General features: G+C 38.2%; 10 protein-coding genes. All 10 read right to left on the bottom strand.

All coding sequences use genetic code 11. The annotated features are described in order from the left end of the window. The 10 genes from ACQY29_RS07445 to ACQY29_RS07400 all read right to left on the bottom strand — a co-directional run bounded on the left by ACQY29_RS07445 (position 1) and on the right by ACQY29_RS07400 (position 23,775). On the bottom strand, positions 1-564 hold the full coding sequence (locus ACQY29_RS07445; RefSeq protein ID WP_428224594.1) for a TIGR02391 family protein: 564 nt from the start codon (positions 562-564) through the stop codon (positions 1-3). 17 nt (positions 565-581) lie between these two features. Next, the gene (locus ACQY29_RS07440; RefSeq protein WP_428224593.1) at positions 582-794 is read right to left on the bottom strand and encodes a hypothetical protein; all 213 of its coding nucleotides are present in this window, start codon (positions 792-794) and stop codon (positions 582-584) included. A gap of 154 nt (positions 795-948) precedes the next feature. Further along, the gene (locus tag ACQY29_RS07435; RefSeq protein WP_428224592.1) at positions 949-3,720 is read right to left on the bottom strand and encodes a bifunctional aconitate hydratase 2/2-methylisocitrate dehydratase; all 2,772 of its coding nucleotides are present in this window, start codon (positions 3,718-3,720) and stop codon (positions 949-951) included. A 215-nt stretch (positions 3,721-3,935) separates the two neighbouring features. Continuing rightward, positions 3,936-4,619: a prolyl oligopeptidase family serine peptidase gene (locus tag ACQY29_RS07430; RefSeq protein WP_428224591.1), complete on the bottom strand. Its 684-nt coding sequence runs from the start codon at positions 4,617-4,619 to the stop codon at positions 3,936-3,938. Further along, entirely contained in the window at positions 4,619-5,572 is a 954-nt protein-coding gene (locus ACQY29_RS07425) for an AAA family ATPase (RefSeq protein WP_428224590.1), read from the bottom strand. The genes ACQY29_RS07430 and ACQY29_RS07425 overlap by 1 nt, the downstream gene beginning before the upstream one ends. Positions 5,573-5,705: 133 nt before the next feature. Further along, entirely contained in the window at positions 5,706-7,058 is a 1,353-nt protein-coding gene (locus ACQY29_RS07420; RefSeq protein ID WP_428224589.1) for a peptidylprolyl isomerase, read from the bottom strand. Positions 7,059-7,071: 13 nt separating this feature from the next. Then, positions 7,072-9,033: a peptidylprolyl isomerase gene (locus ACQY29_RS07415; RefSeq protein WP_428224588.1), complete on the bottom strand. Its 1,962-nt coding sequence runs from the start codon at positions 9,031-9,033 to the stop codon at positions 7,072-7,074. Between the two features lie 139 nt (positions 9,034-9,172). Then, a complete protein-coding gene (locus ACQY29_RS07410) occupies positions 9,173-11,128 on the bottom strand; it encodes an OmpA family protein (RefSeq protein WP_428224587.1) in 1,956 nt (651 codons plus the stop codon). A gap of 10 nt (positions 11,129-11,138) precedes the next feature. Beyond that, positions 11,139-12,053: a PorP/SprF family type IX secretion system membrane protein gene (locus tag ACQY29_RS07405; protein ID WP_428224586.1), complete on the bottom strand. Its 915-nt coding sequence runs from the start codon at positions 12,051-12,053 to the stop codon at positions 11,139-11,141. 52 nt (positions 12,054-12,105) lie between these two features. Next, positions 12,106-23,775 (bottom strand): gliding motility-associated C-terminal domain-containing protein, encoded by an 11,670-nt coding sequence (locus tag ACQY29_RS07400; RefSeq protein WP_428224585.1) that lies wholly within the window; start codon positions 23,773-23,775, stop codon positions 12,106-12,108. Positions 23,776-24,017: the final 242 nt, after the last annotated feature.

Here is a 24,017-nt window from a genome sequence, read left to right as displayed (position 1 = left end):
TTATTTTTTATAATCTAATTTTCGATGAATTATTGAAATTGTAGACATTATATCCAAAGCATCTTCTTCAGTAATTTTCCAAACTATTTTTGGAGAGTGAGCTGTTGGATTTCTGAACATCCCAAAAACTCCTTTAATTAAGTTAGCAAATCCTTTATGTTCACTTTCTTTTGTTTCAGTTGATAAGTCATTAATTTGAATTAATGGATTTTTGATTGAGAATGCAATATCAATTAATTCACTTCCATCTTGAAAAAGATTGGTTTTTTGCCTAATTGTTTCGGCTACACTTTTAACTGCTTCAAAAACCGAGTGAAAATAATTTTCAGACAATAATTCAGCATTGCAATATTCATAAATTTTGGAATGAACATTTCTTTGTTCAAGTTTGCTCTTAAACCTATTTACTCTTTGTTCAGCTTCCGAAATTGTTGATGTATTTTCAACTTTCATGAATTTGCCCCTTTCGGAAAGTTCTAATCCGATAAATGATAATCTTTTATTTAATTCAAATCTAGTTAATTCAAATCGTTCATTTCTACCAATAAATCTTGCAGGATTCATTGATAGATTAATAAATTTTAGAATATTATTTGATTTTTGTTTTGATATTCAACAAAGGCATTGAATAATCTTTTCCATTTAGTGTTACTGAAATCGATATCTTCAATTACAGCTTCTTGAAGAAATTTTGAAATTTCTGGACCAGTTAACCCTTCGTTTGTATCACCTAAAGTTTTGCAAATTCCTTCTAAAACACTTCCGTTTATTGGTGGATGTATTTGTTTACTCATAGTTTTTTAAAATAGCACACAACTCACAAATATACACAAGTTCATTCGTTTATAAATACTTACAAATATTTATAAAGGTAAGTAATTACAAAAAACGATTACACAAAAAACCCGAGCTTTCACTCGGGTTCTTCATATTCATTCAATAGAATTATTATTTCACTAACAACTTGTGCGAAGGCATAAACTTAGTCAAGTTGATTCCTTGTACTGCTTGTTTGTATTCTTCAATAGATGGGGTTCTACCTAAAATAGTGGATAACACAACCACTGGCGTAGAAGACAATAACGATTCTCCTTTTTTAGTATCGGTATCTTCTACCACACGCCCTTGGAACAAACGCGTAGAGGTTGCCATAACAGTATCGCCTTTAGACGCTTTTTCCTGGTTACCCATACACAAGTTACAACCTGGACGCTCTAAGTACAACATGTTTTCGTACTCGGTACGTGCTGCACCTTTAGGTGCGTCGTCGTTGAATTCGAAACCTGAGTATTTTTGCAACACTTCCCAGTCTCCTTCAGCTTTTAACTCATCTACAATGTTGTAGGTAGGTGGCGCTACAACTAAAGGTGCGTTGAATTTTACTTCCCCGTGTTGCGCTTCTACGTTTTTAAGCATTTGTGCTAAGATTTTCATATCGCCTTTGTGCACCATACATGAACCGATGAATCCTAAATCTACGGTTTTTGTTCCTCCGTAGAAAGACAACGGACGGATAGTATCGTGGGTATAACGTTTTGAAACATCTGCATTGTTTACATCTGGGTCGGCAATCATGGGCTCATTAATCACGTCTAAGTCAACCACCACCTCTGCATAGTATTTTGCATTGGCATCCGGACGTAACGCTGGTTTTTCACCCGATTGGATTTCGGCAATACGTTGGTTTGCTTTATCAATTAAACCTTGAAGTACTTTATTAGCGTTATCCATACCCTTGTCAATCATGATTTGGATACGAGACTTCGCAATTTCTAACGATTCAATCAAAGTTTCATCTTCTGAAATACAGATAGACGCTTTCGCTTTCATTTCCGCAGTCCAGTCGGTAAATGTAAACGCTTGGTCAGCCGTTAACGTTCCTAAGTGTACTTCAATAATACGTCCTTGGAATACGTTTTCGCCACCAAATTGGTGTAACATTTGCGCTTGAGTAGCGTGAACCACATCACGGAAATCCATGTATTCTGCCATTTTTCCTTTGAACGTCACTTTTACTGACTGTGGAATAGGCATAGACGCCTCACCTGTTGCTAAAGCCAATGCCACTGTACCTGAATCGGCACCGAAAGCTACCCCTTTAGACATACGTGTGTGTGAATCGCCACCAATGATGATAGCCCATTCGTCAACCGTGATATCGTTTAATACTTTGTGGATAACGTCGGTCATCGAGTGGTACACTCCTTTAGGGTCACGTGCTGTAATCAAACCGAAATCATTCATGAATTTCATTAATTTCGGGATGTTCGTTTGTGCTTTTTTATCCCAAACAGATGCTGTGTGACAACCTGATTGGTACGCTGCATCAACAATTGGCGAAATCACTGTTGCCGCCATCGATTCTAATTCCTGAGCGGTCATTAAACCTGTAGTATCTTGCGAACCTACAATGTTCACCGTTACACGAACGTCAGAACCAGCGTGTAATACTTTTCCTGGCGTATTACCTACAGCATTTCTGTTGAAGATTTTTTCTACTGCGGTTAAACCTTGTCTTTCGTTAGAAACTTCTTTTGAAGGTGCGAACACTACTGGAGCGGTTACCCCTAAGGTTTTAGCCGCAAAGGTTTGGATTTTTTTACCAAAAACGATAGCGTAAGAACCACCCGCTTTGATAAACTCCATTTTTTGTGGCGTGAAAGACCTAGAAATATCGATTAATTCTTGGTCGCCGTTGTATAATTTTTTTGTTTTTGTATTAATCGTCAATACTGTTCCTGTAGCTACAGAATAGGCTTGTTCTAACACAGGTTCCCCGTTTGCATCACGTACTACTTCGCCGTTAGCATCGGTCTTTTTCACCCAGTTTTTAAGGTCGATACCGATACCACCCGTTACGTCAACCGTAGTCAAGAAGATTGGAGAAATCCCGTTAGTTCCCCCAACGATTGGTGCAAAATTTACGAAAGGCACATACGGACTTGCTTGTTTACCTGTCCATAATGCCACGTTATTTACCCCAGACATACGAGAAGAACCTACTCCCATCGTACCTTTTTCAGCAATCAACATAACTGATTTATCAGGATGTTGCGCTTGTAGCGCTTTGATTTCTTCTTGCGCTTGCGCCGAAATCATACATTTTCCGTGTAATTCACGGTCTGAACGTGAGTGCGCTTGATTTCCTGGAGATAATAAGTCCGTAGAAATATCACCTTCACCAGCGATGAACGTTACCACTTTGATTTCTTCTGCTACTTCTGGCAATTTCGTAAAGAATTCCGCCTTAGCATAACTTTCTAAAATATTTTTAGCTACTGCATTCCCGTTATCAAAAGCTACTTTTAAACGCTCCATATCAGCGTCGTATAAGTACACTTGTGTTTTTAACACTTCAGCCGCTTGATTCGCGATAGCTTCGTTGTTTCCTAAAGCTAAATCCAACAATGCGATAATTGATGGACCACCTTTCATGTGTGATAACAACTCGAAAGCAAATGCTGGAGTGATTTCAGCCACTGATTCTTCTCCAAGAATAATTTCTTTTAAGAATTTCGCTTTCACACTAGCTGCGCTGGTAGTTCCAGGCAAAGTGTTGTAAATAAAAAACTTTAATGAATCAGCTCTATCGGCATGATTCACGTCTTTAATTTGTGCTACAATTTCAGTAAGCAATTCTGCTCCATCAATAGGTTTAGGATGTAATCCTTGTCCTTTTCTTTCCTCAATTTCCTTAAGGTATTCTTTATACAATTCCATATCTAAAGCTATAAGTATAAGGTTATCATTTTTTGTCGTCCAAATTTACAAAATGTTCGCAATGGTTAAAAATTTTTCAATCAAATATCGCATTCGCCCATTATTTTTTATCAAAATATCAAAATCAGCATTTTATATTCAATAATAAACAAAAAAGAGGTTGCATTTTTAGCGAAATACAACCTCTTTTTTGGAAATCATCAGAAAAATCCATATTATTTATTCGGTTTGATGTATTTGAATAGCCAATTATAGAACACATCTTGATGAAAGTAGCGTTCCACACTGCCATGATTCCCTTTAGGTTCGATAGTTAAGGTAGCATCTGCATCAGGCATACAGCTTTTAATCGCCTCAAATATTTTGGTTGATTCACGAAGCGGCACAATAAAATCTTTAGCCCCATGAATAATCCATAACGGTAATTGTGCTAAGTTAAAACTATCCGCCATATTACCTCCCCCGCAAATAGCTACCGCAGCGGTAAGCTCTTTGGGATATTTACCTGCAAAATGTAAGGTACCATAACCCCCAAGACTCATCCCGCATACATAAATACGGGAAGCATCTACGGCGTAATTTTCTTTAGCATATTTAATAAGTTCCAATACTTTATCCGGATTCCAAGCCCCTTTAGCCAATTGAGGCGCCATAACTACAGCATCTATTTTGCGACCACGCTCGATAGCACGCAATACGCCATAGCGTTTTACACGATTCAAATCGGTTCCTGAAAGACTTTTCCCGTGTAAAAAAAGGAGTAAAGGCAATTTTTCACCATTCTTAGGCGCTTGCACCCAAAATGGGTAAGAAGTTTTTCCTCGAACAGCTTCTATCGATTTTGGTTTTTCTTGAAAGGAAAGAAAAAAAAGGGCTACTATAATTCCTATCCACCTCATTAGAATAATTTTTTAATGATACTTTCTTCTGAGATTCCCTCAGCATCGGCTTTGTAATTCTTTACAATTCTATGACGAAGAATACCTACAGCTACCGCCTGTACATCTTCGATATCTGGGCTAAATTTCCCATTTAATGCCGCATGGGTTTTCGCTGCTAAAATCAAATTTTGAGAGGCACGAGGCCCAGCCCCCCAATCGATATAGTTTTTGACCAATTCAGGTGCTAAAGCATTATCCGGTCTTGTTTTAGAAACCAAAGTCACTGCATATTCAATCACATTATCGGTTACAGGAATACGACGAATTAAATGTTGGAAATCGATAATCTCCTGAGCCGAAAACAATGGATTTACAGTTACTTTAAAATCGGCAGTCGTGCTTTTCACCACCATCACTTCTTCTGCAAAAGAAGGATAATCTAACTTAATCGCAAACATAAAACGGTCTAACTGTGCTTCGGGCAACGGATACGTTCCTTCTTGCTCAATTGGGTTTTGCGTAGCCAGTACAAAGAAAGGCAAATCTAGCTTGTAATGATGTCCCGCTACTGTAACCGATTTTTCTTGCATGGCTTCCAATAGTGCAGCCTGTGTTTTGGGAGGTGTACGGTTAATTTCATCTGCCAAAATAATATTAGAAAATATGGGACCTTTGATAAATTTGAAGGTACGATTTTCGTCTAAAATTTCACTTCCTAAAATATCCGAGGGCATCAAATCGGGCGTAAACTGAATGCGTTTAAAATCTAAGCCTAAAGCTTGTGAAATGGTATTTACCATTAACGTTTTGGCTAATCCAGGCACGCCTACTAATAGTGCATGTCCCCCAGAAAAGATACTCAACACAATTTGATTTACAACTTCTTCTTGTCCTACAATTACTTTAGCAATTTCGGCTTTTAATTCTTTTTGTTTTTGAACTAGGCGTTCTATAGCGGCTACGTCTGACATTAGATATTTAATTTAGAATTCTGAATTTAGAATTTAGAATTTGAAAACCATCCAAATAAAAAACTCTTATACAATAAAAGCGTTAGTTTTAGAAAAGTTAAAACTAACGCTTTTATTTCAAAAAATAAAGAAATTATTTCTTCAACCAGTTATTTGTAAAAGTACAATCGCGGTACTCTCCATTGATTTTGATATGCGTTTCTTTAATTTTTTCTTCGCTCCATTTAGCAATCGCTTTCAATTGTTTTTCTTTCAGAGCTAATTCTTTTAAACGAATGTAGTCATTTGCATAATCAGCAGTGTGCTCTTCGAAACGATTAGTAACCGTCATAATTTTATAAAATTTAGCTCCTGTTCTATCCTCATCTGTTACTGGATATGAAATTTCACCATCTTTCAAATTTGCAACTAAACCATATACAGAAGGATCCATTTTAGTTAATTCAAAACGAGTACCTTGTGTTTTAGGGTTTGTTAACACACCACCATCATTTTTAGTTTCTTTTTCGTCCGAGAACTGACGTGCGGCATCAGAAAAAGACAACTCCTTGTTTAAAATTCTAGTTCTAATTTTTTCTGCTTTTTCTTTAGCTGCTTTTACAGCATCAGCTGAAGGTTTAGGTGAAATAACGATATGACGTAATTCGATATCTTGCCCCTTTATTTTATCTACTTGAATGATATGAAATCCAAATTCAGTTTCAAAAGGCTCCGAAATTTCACCTTCATTTAAACTGAAAGCAACATCTTTGAACTCTTTTACGAACTGTGTTTTACGATTCATTTTATAATAACCTCCACTGTTTTTTGAACCTGGATCTTCAGAATACAAAACTGCTTTAGTATAAAAACTCGCTCCATTTTCTAAAACATCCTTTTTAAAACCCTTTAACTGATCAATTACAGCTTGTTTTGCTTCTTTAGAGATTTCAGGCTTAACCACAATCTGCGCTAATTCCATTTCAGCACCAAAAACTGGTAAATCTTCTTTAGGCATTTTTTTAAAGAAATCTCTTACTTCTTCTGGAGTAATTGTTACTTCGTCAACAATTTTCTTTTGCATTTCGGAAGTTAATTTATTCGATTTAATCACTTCGAATAGTTCGCTTCTCAAATCTTGTTCTGAAGATTTTTTATAAAACTCAACCACTTTATCTATAGAGCCTAATTGCTGTTTAGCATAATCTAATTGCTCATCTAATTTTTGATTAACTTCGGCATCTGTAACCTTAATACTATCTTGAATTGCTTGATGTGCATATAATTTATCCTCTAATAGTTTACCTAACATCTGGCAACGTGTTACTTCTTTTGTATCGACACCTTGTTGCTTTAACTCTATAAAAGTTTTATCAATATCTGAATCTAAAATAACATAATCTCCTACTACTCCTACTACTCCATCCACTTTGGTTTTCTGTGCCGATGTATTCAATGTTGCTAACATAACACATAAGAAAACACTTACTCTTTGAATTAATTTCATTTTTATGGTTTTATTACTTTTTCATTGATGCTTTCAAACGCTCAAAAACATCATTATTAATGGTTACTTTAAATTCTTTTTTCAATTCGTTTACCCAATTATCTTCTAAATATTGTTGGTAATCACTGATCAATTTCCCTTTGGTTTCTTCCATTTTTTTAGGTCCCGCAGGTAAAACTTTAACTACCTTATTAAGGTAGAAGTAATCTTTGTCTTTATATATCTTAGAAACACCTTCTTTTAAAGCTACATTTGGATTAGAACCTTCTTCTAGTATTTCTTGTTTAACCATAACATTTACAACATCTTTTGTATTTAATTTTTCCTTTATTACTTCAGCAGTTGCATTATCTTTGATTAATTTTTGCGCTTTTTTAATAAAATCTTCATTAGTTGAAGAAAGTATCATAACATCAGCTCTATTTTTCCATTGGTATTTTGCTGTATTTATATCGAAATGTTTTTTAAGACCAATGGTATCTTGTTTAGCTTTATTCCAAATTTCCTTTTCCATCAGATCGAAAAGTAACAAACCATCTCTATACTCTTCTACTATATTAGCAAACTCAGGAAACTCTTTTTCTAAATTATCGTTATAATAACTATTCAATTGTGCATCTAAAAATGAAGTATAAACTTGATCCACTAACTTTGCAATAGGTTTAACGGATAATTTATTTTTTTGTTGTACATTTAATTCATTCATAAAAGCGGTACCTGAAATAGATTTTGATTGAAAACTGATTAATTCATTATCAAATTCTTTACGTTGTTCAGGTAATTTCCATTCTCCTTTATAAAAAGTATCATTTACTGATTTTTTAATTTCAGTGTATAATTTTTCATTACGCTTTACAGCATATTTTTGACGCAATTTAGCATTCAAAGCAGTTACTATGATTCGGGAACGGTCGTCTTTTTTCAATTTTGCTTCTAATTCACGCTCCATTTCCTCTTGCTTTTTTACAGGAAATTTCTCGTTTAGCTTAACAATATGCCAGCCAAACTGACTTTCAAAAGGTTCTGTATAATCTCCAACATTTTTTAATTCGAAAGCTTTCGATTCAAAGATTTCAGAACTCAATTGACCTGATCCAAAACGAGGCAAAGCCCCTCCTTTGGGTGCAGAACTTTTATCTTCAGAAAATTGATTAGCTAAAGTAGCAAAGTTTTCACCTTGCTTTAATTTAGTATAAATTTCATTGATTGTATTTTTTGCCTTTGTCAAGTCGGACTCATTAGCTCCTTGTGGTTTTAAAGTCATGATATGTGCTACACTCACTTCACCACGATTTTCTCTTGTTTCTAAGACTTTCACTAAATGATAACCAAATTTTGTACGAACAGGCATTGAAACTTCACCAACTTTAGTCGTATATGCAGCTGTTTCGAAAGGATAAACCATTCGAAAAGCAGAAAAATATCCCAAATGCCCTTTATTATCTTTTACCGAAGGATCTTGAGAAAACTGCAAAGCCATTTCCTCAAACGTTTTACCATTAAGAATCTGCTTACGAACATCGATTAACTTGTTATAAGCTTTCAAAGTATCTTCTGCAGTGGCATTTTCATCACACAATACTAATATATGCGCTGCTTTTACCTCCTTTTGCATACGGGCATACGCTTCATCAATTAAAGCTTTAGTCACTTTAGTATCAGAAGTATAATTTTTAGCTAATTGATTGCGATAGGATTTAAGTTCATTTTGATACTGTGCCCCATCTTGAAGCCCTAGTTTATTAGCTTTATTAATTTTCAATTTATAAGCAACAAACAGATCTAAATACGCATTCAAATCTTTTTGAGATTCGTCTTTAACTAAATCAATATTTTTATTATAAACTCGAATAAACTCGTCTGTATAATAAGGTTTATCCTCAATCGAAAACAAAACCTCTTTGTTTACACTTTGAGAAAACCCAAAAGAGGACATGGTTAAGAAAGTAGCAAGTACCAGCTTTTTGATATTCATTTTTATGTCATTTATTTTTATAACAAAGCAAAAATAAGAATTCAAGCACATTAAACAAGTAATCAGTAGTTGATTAACAAAAAATTATTAACAAAAAAGGACAATCTTTCGATTGTCCTTTAAAATTGCTGTATAAAAGTTACATCTTCACTATAATAAACTCACTTCGTCTATTAGCTTGATGTTGTTCTTCAGTACAAGATGATGAATTAGTAGGCTCACAACCACAATCATTAACTAATTGTGATTCGCCATAACCACGTCCTGTTAAACGTTTGGCTTCGATACCATTTTTCACTAACCATGCGATAGTTTCTTTTGCACGTCTATCAGACAACTTCATGTTATAAGTAGCTGTTTGACGACAATCAGTATGTGAACGAACATCCACTAACATTGAAGGATATTGCTTCATTACTTCAAGAATTTTAGCTAGATCAACAGCTGCGTCCTGACGTATAAATGATTTATCTAAATCAAAATAGATAATTTTGATATCAAATGTTTTAGCTAAATCCGATCCCTCTTTAATTGTTCTTACTTTTTTACCTGTATCAATTGGCAAATTCGTTTTCCCAGCTCTATTAGGAATATCTACTGATTTTTCTTTAGTTTCATACTCATCTTTTTCGGCTCTTACGTAGTATTTTTTACCCGCAGGAACTTTCTTAAAATCGTAAACTCCTTTTTCATCAGCAGTAACCTTAGCAACTTCGTTGAATTTATCATCAAACAAAATTACTGTTGCCCCTGGCAAAACCTCACCAGTTTCAGTGTTAGTCACCACACCAGCTAATTCATGTTCAAATTCATATTTCAACTGCTTAGTTTCAATAAAAGAATAGATATCATCATTTCCTCTACCTCCTGGGCGATTAGAGGAGAAAAATCCTTTTCGATTAGTATCGATAATGTAGGCAAAATCATCCATTGAACTATTAATAGGCTCCCCTACGTTATGAATTTGTGTAGGCATCCCTTTGTCATCCAATTTACTTACAAAAACATCTAAACCACCTAAACCTGGGTGTCCATCAGAAGCGAAAAACAACTCACTAGTATCAGATATGAATGGAAAAGTTTCTCTTCCTTCTGTATTAATTCCTTTACCTAGGTTCATGGGAGTTCCATAACTATTCTCACCTAAAATAGCCACTTTATACAAATCAGACTGCCCTAAAGTACCTGGCATATTAGATGCAAAATAAAGAGTCTTTTCATCTTGACTTAAAGCAGGATGGGCTACACTGTACTGATCACTGTTAAATGGAAGTTCCGTTATATTAATCCATTTTCCGTTACTATCCAAATTAGCTTTGTACAATTTAAGATTAATCACACGCTTATCATCTCTACCTATTTTCCCTTCGTGGTAATTATTACGTGTAAAGAAAACCGTTTTCAAATCTTTTGAAAAAACAGGGGTGTCTTCATGAAATTTTGAATTCAAATTACTTGAAAACTTTTTCGGTTTAGTCATATCCACAGCGTCTTCACTGCGATTAGAAGTATATAGATTCGTAAATGCTCCATCTGTCCATTTTGCTTTTACTTTCATAAAACCTAAACTATCCCTAGATGTAGAATAAACAACTTGATCTCCATAGAAAGCAGTACCATAATCAGATGATTTTGTATTTACACTTACAGCATTTACTGCATGTCTGCCTGAATTTTTTGCAATAACCTGTTTATAATCTTTTTGTTGACTATATAAACCTGCACGTATATCACTTGAAGACAACTGATTAAATTTTGACAAATATTCATCTGCCTTTTTATAATCTTGAACAGCCTTTAAAGTTTGTGCATAACGGTAATAATACTCAGGTTCTACGGAATTATCAAAATTGAATAATTCAGAATACCAACGATTTGCTTCAGCTAGCTTAGCATTGAAATAATATGAATCCCCAAGCTTTTTAAAAAGTTCCTTTGATTTATATCCTTTATTTGCAACTTTCAAATAAGTATCAATTGCATCAACATAGGCCAAACCATCATACTGATTATTACCTTTAATAACTTTAGTTTCCTGAGCCGTAATTGACTGCAAAGAAAGTCCTAAAACGGAGTATAATATAATTTTTCTCATAATAACAGTTTTAAAAGAAACGAGGAGCAACTACTTTATCAATTTTCTTGAATAACTCGTAGCGTAAAAAGATTTCATGTGATCCTGAATTGAAATTTCCAAGACGCGTAACATCACGATCATAAGCATAACCCACCATCCAAGAGTCATTAATTTGGAATCCTGCCATAGCACTCCAAGCTGCGCTCCAACGGTAAGCTGCCCCCAAAGAGAACTTTTCACTAAACCAAAAATTACCCGATAGATCGACTTGCAAAGGAGCACCCTTTACAACTTTAATCATGGTAGCAGGTTTAAACTGAATTTCATTACTCAATTTAAAAACATGACCTGCAATTAAATGAGGGTGCATACGTTCACTAGCGATATACTGTACGTCATTATCATAAAACTTATTCTCTAACATAAATGGAATTGAAACACCCACATAAGTTTTATCAGAATACCAATACAACCCTGCACCTATATTTGGAGTGAAACGATTATCATTATTTTTAACATTAGTAATACTAGCCGCATTAAATGTGTTCAATTTATTAAAATCAACACTAAATAAATTAGCAGTACCTTTTATACCAAAAGCTAATTTAGAGTTTTCAGTCGTTGGTATTGCATAACTGAAATCTACAGATATTGCATTTCTATTTACAGGACCTAGCGCATCGTTAATTATACTTACTCCTAAACCTTTACGTTGTTCTGAATCTAAAGGAGAGCTAACGGCAAGTACATTAGTCTTAGGCGCTCCATCAAGACCAACCCATTGACTTCTATGCATTACTAAAGCACTTAAACACCCTCTAGAACCTGCATATCCAGGATTAACATTGGCAGTGTTATACATATATTGAGTGTACTGAGCCTCTTGCTGAGCAAGGGCGATACTACTTACGAAAAGTAATATTGATACGATTCTCTTTTTCATAATACATTTTTTTAATTACCCCCCGCCTCTTCAGGCGGAGGGATAATAATTATTATCTATTGATATATAAATAACCTGCTTTTTCTTTAGACTCATTTTTACTATTTACATATCTCAAGATGTAGTAGTAAGTTCCTTCTGGAAGTTGCGTATCACGTTGGATCGTAACTCTACCATTAGACTCTCCTCTAAAAGCTTTGTCATTGTTATTATATCCTGTAGCTTCATACACTAATACGCCCCATCTGTTATAAATTTCAACAGTGTTGTTAGGGTATTTTTGTATTCCGTCAATAAAGAACAGCTGATTCTCTGGGCTGTTTGGAACTACGTGGTTGTACACGACTAACTCTTCTCCTCCCGCTGGATTTACAGTTACTTTAACAATAGCTGTATCACATACCGAAGGATTTACAACTAAACATGCGCTATAAGTAAAAGTATAAGTACCTGCTGGTGTTCCTGCTGGAACAATTACATTTCCAGTAACCTCATCTAAATATGGCACTGGAGAATTAGCAGGTGCTGTAATTACTGGTTGAGCAAAAGTCAATTGATCTAATGTAACCGTTGCAATCGTTGGTGGATTCTTTATATCGTTATTGATTATATCATTAACTAATACATTTCCAACTGAAGCTCCTGTACTTCCATTTACAGTTCCAAAATCATCATCATTTGCTTCCACTTTGGCAATTACAACTACTGTAACTATAGCAGATTGACAATTTTGAGGCACAGCTCCATTTTCACAAATTGTATATGTAAATGAATAAGTACCATCTGGAACTGTGTTAGCTACACTTATAGTCCCGTTAGGATTCAAAGTAATACCCGGTGTAGCGATAACAACAGGCGACAATGTTACTTGACCAGGACCATTGCCTATAGATAATGGTTTACCATTAAAGGTATCGTCATCGAAGATATTTGTAGTACCCGTAGTACCTACAACAATTTGATCAGCATCATTATCTAAAACAATTGGATTAGCAACTACTACGGTAGCGGTCGCTGTATCACAATTTGCTGGAGAAGCTCCTGTCTCACACAATTGGTACGTTACTGTATATGTACCACTTGGCGTGTTAGCCGCTACTGTAATCACTCCGTCTACATCAACACTCAATGGTCCTGATACTACTGGTGTAACATCTGTATTAGCTGTTGTTACTGGCACTCCATTTAAAGTATCGTTACCGATTACTGAACCTGGAACTACCGTCGCTGTTGCTCCTGTTGTAACTGTTACCGCTGGGTCATTTACCGCATCGATAACATTGTTTACTACTACTGTCGCGGTCGCTGTATCACAATTCACTGGAGAAGCTCCTGTCTCACACAATTGGTACGTTACTGTATATGTACCACTTGGCGTGTTAGCCGCTACTGTAATCACTCCGTCTACATCAACACTCAATGGTCCTGATACTACTGGTGTAACATCTGTATTAGCTGTTGTTACTGGCACTCCATTTAAAGTATCGTTACCGATTACTGAACCTGGAACTACCGTCGCTGTTGCTCCTGTTGTAACTGTTACCGCTGGGTCATTTACCGCATCGATAACATTGTTTACTACTACTGTCGCGGTCGCTGTATCACAATTCACTGGAGAAGCTCCTGTCTCACACAATTGGTACGTTACTGTATATGTACCACTTGGCGTGTTAGCCGCTACTGTAATCACTCCGTCTACATCAACACTCAATGGTCCTGATACTACTGGTGTAACATCTGTATTAGCTGTTGTTACTGGCACTCCATTTAAAGTATCGTTACCGATTACTGAACCTGGAACTACCGTCGCTGTTGCTCCTGTTGTAACTGTTACCGCTGGGTCATTTACCGCATCGATAACATTGTTTACTACTACTGTCGCGGTCGCTGTATCACAATTCACTGGAGAAGCTCCTGTCTCACACAATTGGTACGTTACTGTATATGTACCACTTGGCGTGTTAGCCGCTACTGTAATCACTCCGTCTACATCAACACTCAATGGTCCTGATACTACTGGTGTAACATCTGTATTAGCTGTTGTTACTGGCACTCCATTTAAAGTATCGTTACCGATTACTGAACCTGGAACTACCGTCGCTGTTGCTCCTGTTGTAACTGTTACCGCTGGGTCATTTACCGCATCGATAACATTGTTTACTACTACTGTCGCGGTCGCTGTATCACAATTCACTGGAGAAGCTCCTGTCTCACACAATTGGTACGTTACTGTATATGTACCACTTGGCGTGTTAGCCGCTACTGTAATCACTCCGTCTACATCAACACTCAATGGTCCTGATACTACTGGTGTAACATCTGTATTAGCTGTTGTTACTGGCACTCCATTTAAAGTATCGTTACCGATTACTGAACCTGGAACTACCGTCGCTGTTGCTCCTGTTGTAACTGTTACCGCTGGGTCATTTACCGCATCGATAACATTGTTTACTACTACTGTCGCGGTCGCTGTATCACAATTCGCTGGAGAAGCTCCTGTCTCACACAATTGGTACGTTACTGTATATGTACCACTTGGCGTGTTAGCCGCTACTGTAATCACTCCGTCTACATCAACACTCAATGGTCCTGATACTACTGGTGTAACATCTGTATTAGCTGTTGTTACTGGCACTCCATTTAAAGTATCGTTACCGATTACTGAACCTGGAACTACCGTCGCTGTTGCTCCTGTTGTAACTGTTACCGCTGGGTCATTTACCGCATCGATAACATTGTTTACTACTACTGTCGCGGTCGCTGTATCACAATTCACTGGAGAAGCTCCTGTCTCACACAATTGGTACGTTACTGTATATGTACCACTTGGCGTGTTAGCCGCTACTGTAATCACTCCGTCTACATCAACACTCAATGGTCCTGATACTACTGGTGTAACATCTGTATTAGCTGTTGTTACTGGCACTCCATTTAAAGTATCGTTACCGATTACTGAACCTGGAACTACCGTCGCTGTTGCTCCTGTTGTAACTGTTACCGCTGGGTCATTTACCGCATCGATAACATTGTTTACTACTACTGTCGCGGTCGCTGTATCACAATTCACTGGAGAAGCTCCTGTCTCACACAATTGGTACGTTACTGTATATGTACCACTTGGCGTGTTAGCCGCTACTGTAATCACTCCGTCTACATCAACACTCAATGGTCCTGATACTACTGGTGTAACATCTGTATTAGCTGTTGTTACTGGCACTCCATTTAAAGTATCGTTACCGATTACTGAACCTGGAACTACCGTCGCTGTTGCTCCTGTTGTAACTGTTACCGCTGGGTCATTTACCGCATCGATAACATTGTTTACTACTACTGTCGCGGTCGCTGTATCACAATTCACTGGAGAAGCTCCTGTCTCACACAATTGGTACGTTACTGTATATGTACCACTTGGCGTGTTAGCCGCTACTGTAATCACTCCGTCTACATCAACACTCAATGGTCCTGATACTACTGGTGTAACATCTGTATTAGCTGTTGTTACTGGCACTCCATTTAAAGTATCGTTACCGATTACTGAACCTGGAACTACCGTCGCTGTTGCTCCTGTTGTAACTGTTACCGCTGGGTCATTTACCGCATCGATAACATTGTTTACTACTACTGTCGCGGTCGCTGTATCACAATTCACTGGAGAAGCTCCTGTCTCACACAATTGGTACGTTACTGTATATGTACCACTTGGCGTGTTAGCCGCTACTGTAATCACTCCGTCTACATCAACACTCAATGGTCCTGATACTACTGGTGTAACATCTGTATTAGCTGTTGTTACTGGCACTCCATTTAAAGTATCGTTACCGATTACTGAACCTGGAACTACCGTCGCTGTTGCTCCTGTTGTAACTGTTACCGCTGGGTCATTTACCGCATCGATAACATTGTTTACTACTACTGTCGCGGTCGCTGTATCACAATTCACTGGAGAAGCTCCTGTCTCACACAATTGGTACGTTACTGTATATGTACCACTTGGCGTGTTAGCCGCTACTGTAATCACTCCGTCTACATCAACACTCAATGGTCCTGATACTACTGGTGTAACATCTGTATTAGCTGTTGTTACTGGCACTCCATTTAAAGTATCGTTACCGATTACTGAACCTGGAACTACCGTCGCTGTTGCTCCTGTTGTAACTGTTACCGCTGGGTCATTTACCGCATCGATAACATTGTTTACTACTACTGTCGCGGTCGCTGTATCACAATTCACTGGAGAAGCTCCTGTCTCACACAATTGGTACGTTACTGTATATGTACCACTTGGCGTGTTAGCCGCTACTGTAATCACTCCGTCTACATCAACACTCAATGGTCCTGATACTACTGGTGTAACATCTGTATTAGCTGTTGTTACTGGCACTCCATTTAAAGTATCGTTACCGATTACTGAACCTGGAACTACCGTCGCTGTTGCTCCTGTTGTAACTGTTACCGCTGGGTCATTTACCGCATCGATAACATTGTTTACTACTACTGTCGCGGTCGCTGTATCACAATTCGCTGGAGAAGCTCCTGTCTCACACAATTGGTACGTTACTGTATATGTACCACTTGGCGTGTTAGCCGCTACTGTAATCACTCCGTCTACATCAACACTCAATGGTCCTGATACTACTGGTGTAACATCTGTATTAGCTGTTGTTACTGGCACTCCATTTAAAGTATCGTTACCGATTACTGAACCTGGAACTACCGTCGCTGTTGCTCCTGTTGTAACTGTTACCGCTGGGTCATTTACCGCATCGATAACATTGTTTACTACTACTGTCGCGGTCGCTGTATCACAATTCGTTGGAGAAGCTCCTGTCTCACACAATTGGTACGTTACTGTATATGTACCACTTGGCGTGTTAGCCGCTACTGTAATCACTCCGTCTACATCAACACTCAATGGTCCTGATACTACTGGTGTAACATCTGTATTAGCTGTTGTTACTGGCACTCCATTTAAAGTATCGTTACCGATTACTGAACCTGGAACTACCGTCGCTGTTGCTCCTGTTGTAACTGTTACCGCTGGGTCATTTACCGCATCGATAACATTGTTTACTACTACTGTCGCGGTCGCTGTATCACAATTCGCTGGAGAAGCTCCTGTCTCACACAATTGGTACGTTACTGTATATGTACCACTTGGCGTGTTAGCCGCTACTGTAATCACTCCGTCTACATCAACACTCAATGGTCCTGATACTACTGGTGTAACATCTGTATTAGCTGTTGTTACTGGCACTCCATTTAAAGTATCGTTACCGATTACTGAACCTGGAACTACCGTCGCTGTTGCTCCTGTTGTAACTGTTACCGCTGGGTCATTTACCGCATCGATAACATTGTTTACTACTACTGTCGCGGTCGCTGTATCACAATTCGCTGGAGAAGCTCCTGTCTCACACAATTGGTACGTTACTGTATATGTACCACTTGGCGTGTTAGCCGCTACTGTAATCACTCCGTCTACATCAACACTCAATGGTCCTGATACTACTGGTGTAACATCTGTATTAGCTGTTGTTACTGGCACTCCATTTAAAGTATCGTTACCGATTACTGAACCTGGAACTACCGTCGCTGTTGCTCCTGTTGTAACTGTTACCGCTGGGTCATTTACCGCATCGATAACATTGTTTACTACTACTGTCGCGGTCGCTGTATCACAATTCGCTGGAGAAGCTCCTGTCTCACACAATTGGTACGTTACTGTATATGTACCACTTGGCGTGTTAGCCGCTACTGTAATCACTCCGTCTACATCAACACTCAATGGTCCTGATACTACTGGTGTAACATCTGTATTAGCTGTTGTTACTGGCACTCCATTTAAAGTATCGTTACCGATTACTGAACCTGGAACTACCGTCGCTGTTGCTCCTGTTGTAACTGTTACCGCTGGGTCATTTACCGCATCGATAACATTGTTTACTACTACTGTCGCGGTCGCTGTATCACAATTCGTTGGAGAAGCTCCTGTCTCACACAATTGGTACGTTACTGTATATGTACCACTTGGCGTGTTAGCCGCTACTGTAATCACTCCGTCTACATCAACACTCAATGGTCCTGATACTACTGGTGTAACATCTGTATTAGCTGTTGTTACTGGCACTCCATTTAAAGTATCGTTACCGATTACTGAACCTGGAACTACCGTCGCTGTTGCTCCTGTTGTAACTGTTACCGCTGGGTCATTTACCGCATCGATAACATTGTTTACTACTACTGTCGCGGTCGCTGTATCACAATTCGCTGGAGAAGCTCCTGTCTCACACAATTGGTACGTTACTGTATATGTACCACTTGGCGTGTTAGCCGCTACTGTAATCACTCCGTCTACATCAACACTCAATGGTCCTGATACTACTGGTGTAACATCTGTATTAGCTGTTGTTACTGGCACTCCATTTAAAGTATCGTTACCGATTACTGAACCTGGAACTACCGTCGCTGTTGCTCCTGTTGTAACTGTTACCGCTGGGTCATTTACCGCATCGATAACATTGTTTACTACTACTGTCGCGGTCGCTGTATCACAATTCGCTGGAGAAGCTCCTGTCTCACACAATTGGTACGTTACTGTATATGTACCACTTGGCGTGTTAGCCGCTACTGTAATCACTCCGTCTACATCAACACTCAATGGTCCTGATACTACTGGTGTAACATCTGTATTAGCTGTTGTTACTGGCACTCCATTTAAAGTATCGTTACCGATTACTGAACCTGGAACTACCGTCGCTGTTGCTCCTGTTGTAACTGTTACCGCTGGGTCATTTACCGCATCGATTAATGCCGTTACAACAACTGTAGCTGTAGCGGTTTGACAATTCGCAGGATTTGCTCCTGTCTCACAAATAGTGTACGTAATAGTATATGTCCCTGATGGTGTATTTGATGCCACAGTTACATTTCCATCTGCATCTATTGTCAATGGACCGTTAGTACCTGGAGTTACATCTGTATTCGCTATAGTCACCGGAACACCATTTAAGGTATCATTGCCTAGTACACTACCTCCTGTAGATGGTAACGTATCATTAGTAGCAACTAATGCATTAGCAACTACAACAGTTGCTGTTGCTAGATCACAGTTTGCAGGTGTTACATTTAAACCTGATACTGGATCTACTTCACATAATTGATAATTAACTGTATAAGTTCCTGAAACAGTATTGGATGCTAAAGTAATTACACCATCAGCATCAACACTTAAAGGACCATTTACTACTGGAGTAACGTTGGTATTTACTCCTGTTACAGCTACTCCACTCAAAGTATCATTTGTAGTCACATTACCTGGAACAACTACTGGAGCTGTACCACTAGCTAAAGTAACTGCGGCGTCATCTATAGCATCGATTGGATTAGATACAGTGATAGTAGCAATAGCAGTAGCGCAATTAGCCGGAGCTACATTCAATCCTGAAACAGGATCTGCCTCACACAATTGGTAAGTAACTGTATATACTCCCGATGGTGTATTGGCTGCTACGGTTACATCTCCGTTAGCATCTACACTTAATGGACCATTTACTACTGGAGTCACATTGGTATTAGTCGTTGTAGCGGTAATACCACTCAATGTATCATTTCCTAATACAGAGCCTGCAGATACAGGAGCATTAGCACTTGCTACTGGCGCTGGTGTATCATCTGTAGCCACTATTGGATTAGCAACAATCACAGTAGCCAAAGCAGTATCGCAATTAGCAGGTACAGCACTAACTTCACACAACTGATAATTTATTGTATAAGTACCCGATGGTGTATTCGCTGCTACAGTAAGAACACCGTTAGCATCTACACTTAATGGACCGTTTGTTCCTGGAGTCACATCTGTATTAGCAGCCGTAACTGCTACTCCATTCAACGTATCGTTGGATGTAACATTTCCTGGAACTGTAACAATAGCACTTGTACTCGCAACAGTAACTGCGGCATCATCAATTGCGTCTATTGGGTTATTGATTACAACCGTTGCTGTAGCCGTTTGACAATTCGCCGGAACAGCTCCAGTTTCACAAATTGTATAAGGAATTGTATACGTTCCTGATGGGGTATTTGGTGCTACAGTTACATTTCCATCTGCATCTATTGTCAATGGGCCGTTAGTTGCAGGCGTCACATCGGTGTTAGCAACTGTTACTGGAACACCATTTAAGGTATCATTACCAAGAACACTTCCGCCTGTTGATGGTAGCGTATCATTAGTAGCAACTAATGCATTAGCAACTACAACAGTTGCTGTTGCTAGATCACAGTTTGCAGGTGTTACATTTAAACCTGATACTGGATCTGCTTCGCATAATTGATAGTTAACCGTATAAGTTCCTGATACTGTATTAGCCGCTAAAGTAACAACTCCGTTCGCATCTACACTCAATGGACCGTTTGTTACTGGAGTAACATTCGTGTTGGCTCCTGTAACAGCTATTCCACTTAAAGTATCGTTTGTAGTAACATTACCTGGAACAACTACTGGAGTACTTCCACTTGCTAAAGTTACTGATGGATCATTTATGGCATCAATAGGATTAGCAACGGTAATTGTAGCTATAGCTGTATCACAATTTGCCGGAACAACATTTAAGCCAGATACTGGATCTGCTTCACATAATTGATATGTAACCGTATAAACACCTGATGGAGTGTTTGCTGCAACGGTAACTCCTCCATTGGCATCAACACTCAATGGACCGTTTGTTACTGGAGTAACATTCGTATTGGCTGGGGTTACTGCAATACCACTCAAAGTATCGTTTCCTAGTACAGATCCTGCTGATACTGGTACGTTTGTACTAGCTACTGGTGCAGCTGGTGTATCATTTACAGCATCAATTGGATTTGCCACTACTACTGTTGCTGTAGCGGTATCACAATTTACTGGAACTGCCCCTACTTCACATAATTGGTAAGTAATTGTATAAGTACCACTTGCCGTATTTGCTGCAACAGTAAGAACACCGTTAGCATCTACACTTAATGGACCGTTTGTTCCTGGAGTCACATCTGTATTAGCAGCCGTAACTGCTACTCCATTCAACGTATCGTTGGATGTAACATTTCCTGGAACTGTAACAATAGCATTTGTACTCGCAACAGTAACTGCGGCATCATCAATTGCGTCTATTGGGTTATTGATTACAACCGTTGCTGTAGCCGTTTGACAATTCGCCGGAACAGCTCCAGTTTCACAAATTGTATAAGGAATTGTATACGTTCCTGATGGGGTATTTGGTGCTACAGTTACATTACCGTCAGCATCAATTGCCAATGGGCCGTTAGTTGCTGGCGTTACATCTGTATTAGCTGTAGTTACTGATACACCATTTAATGTGTCGTTTCCTAAAACACTACCGCCTACTGAAGGCAACGCATCATCTGAAGCTAATAAAGCATTAGCCACAATAACTGTTGCAGTAGCTGGATCACAATTTACTGGTACAGCACCGTTTTCACAAATTTGGTAATCTACTAAGTAAGTACCACTTGGTGTAGTAGCTGCTACTGAAATTGTACCGTCAGGATTTAAAGTTAAACCTGCTGGAACAACTAGTGATGTTAAGGTAACTTCACCTGGATTAGCACCAATTAAAGCTGGAGCGGCATCAAGAGTGTCATTTACAATGACACTTGGAGTAGAAGCTCCTGCTGCTAAAGCTACAGGTGCGTCATCTACCGCACTTATAACATTAGCACCTGTAATTGTTAATATTAAATTAGCATTTGCCAAATTACCTGCACCTGCCAAATTATCTGATATAGTATATGGTATAACATCTGTAAGTGTTTGACCTGTAACTAAAGCAGCAACGGTAGGATTGGCTGGATTAACAGTATACGTATAAGAACCATCAGTGTTTAGAGTTATAAAACCATAAGTAGTTGGTATATTTACACCCACATTAGCATTAACACCATAAACAGCACGTACACCTCCTGCATTAGCGTCTTGCCAAATTAAGTCAGTTAACCCAGCTACTTGACCAGAAGGATCTGCTGCTGTTACATTAGGGCCATAATTATAATCTAACACTACACTATCGACAGGTGTTGGAAAAAGAACGCGAACATTTCCATGAGCATCAGAAGTAATTACACTCCCCGTACCATAAAAAGTATCAGGTCCATTTAATAAAATCCCTCCTGCCACTTGACGATCAAAAGCAACTGGATTTCCTCCAAGGGTACCCGTAACTCTAAATTGATCTTGCCACACTATAGATTGTGAATAATCGATATCCGATAATGTAAATGAAAGGTTCGTAACAGGTGGGTTAAAGTTCATTGTCAACTTATTATCAGGCGTTGGCAACGCAGTCCCATCTGTTGTGAAATAAACATATCCAAAATGCCCTCCATTTCCGCCTGCAGTTTGATCTACAGTTTGGTTGAAAGGATAAGCAGCACTATTAGTAACAAAGGAAGCCGTTACACCATTAATTGTCCTACTGGTTCCATGTATTGGTGCATCAACTGCATATTGAGCTTCCCAAACCAATTGAGAAAACTGTCTATCCATCTTATCCTCTCCAAAACCAGAATCATCAAACAGAACGTTACCTGTTGCAGTAGGTGCCAGATTAACCGTAACATTGTTCGTATTATTTGTTGCCACAGGTAATTCCGTAACACCATTAATCGTTATAGTTAAGTAGCCATAATCTAAATTACCCACATTATCATCAACTCTATATGCAATGATATCTTGCAAAACATCTCCAGTACGTAATCCCTTCACTGATGAATTATTTACATCTACCGTATAGTTATAACTACCATTAGCTTGCATAGTTATACTACCATAAGTGGTAGTATAAGCATTACCTACCATATTAGGGTATTCATGAACTCTAGTTAATGTTCTTACATCTCCTACAGTTGCATCTGTATCATTTGTTAGCACATTGCCCGCAACAGGTACAACAGCATTAGCCATTAAATTATTAGTATCATCCACAGCAACTGGCGGTGATCCTGTAGTTATTTTAGAATATGCCGAAAGTGTATTTTGCGGATCTGTAACTGCTAAATGCATATATCTAACAGAATCAGCAGCTACACTAGAATGCGCATATCTAAAAGCATTAAATAATAGCAATTGTAAATCAGCCGTTGGAAAAGTACCTCCAGCATTATTGGTAATTACAAATTCAAAAGCATTTGCATGACTTATACGAAAAGTAGTCCCTCCATACAAGACAGTTTGTGCAGTTGGATTTGCAGTATTTATTGTCCATAAAACAACTTGAGTACCCCCTGAATTTACTAACTGAAACAATTCATTAGCTCCTCCTGGCACTGCCAGTGGAGCACCTGCTGTACTCGTCGAGAAAGAAATTCGAGCACTAGTTGCTGTTCCTGTAGAAGTGACAACAGAAACCGCACCAGAAGAAATCCTATAAGGAGTATTGTTCGCTGCTGCACGATTTTCAAATGTTGTCCCAGAAATTGGTCCATTAAGATCAACAGTTGTAACCGTTCGCATTAGTTGATTGGCATTATCAAATTTATTCTTATTTGCTGATTTCGCAGAAAGGTAAGAACCCCCATTTTTTGCAATAGCTCCTTTATAAAATTGATCATAAGGTGATTCTTGCAAAGGCAAAAGCTTTATTTCATTCTGTGCGAATACAACAACAGAACATAATACCAAAAAAGCGACAAGGCGATTTTTATTAAGTAAATATTCTATCATTTTCATAAAATTAAATATTCGTTTTTAATATTTTAAAACTAAAAAGTTTATTCAATGCACCTGTAAGCACCGGCCTACCTCTTGTGTTTACCCTACACCATTTAGGTTTTCTGGTAAACACATTAATTTGTTTGCTTTTCTCCATAAAAAAGTTTGGTTTAAATTAATAATAGTTTAGTTACAAATTTAGTTTTTAGATCTTTACAAAAGAGTAGAACTTCTTCTACAAAAACTCTTATAAATTTAAC

The organism is Flavobacterium sp. (assembly GCF_965262375.1).
Lineage (GTDB): Bacteria > Bacteroidota > Bacteroidia > Flavobacteriales > Flavobacteriaceae > Flavobacterium.
The sequence above is the reverse complement of the archived record's forward strand: the minus strand, read 5'-3'. Positions and strand labels throughout refer to the sequence as shown.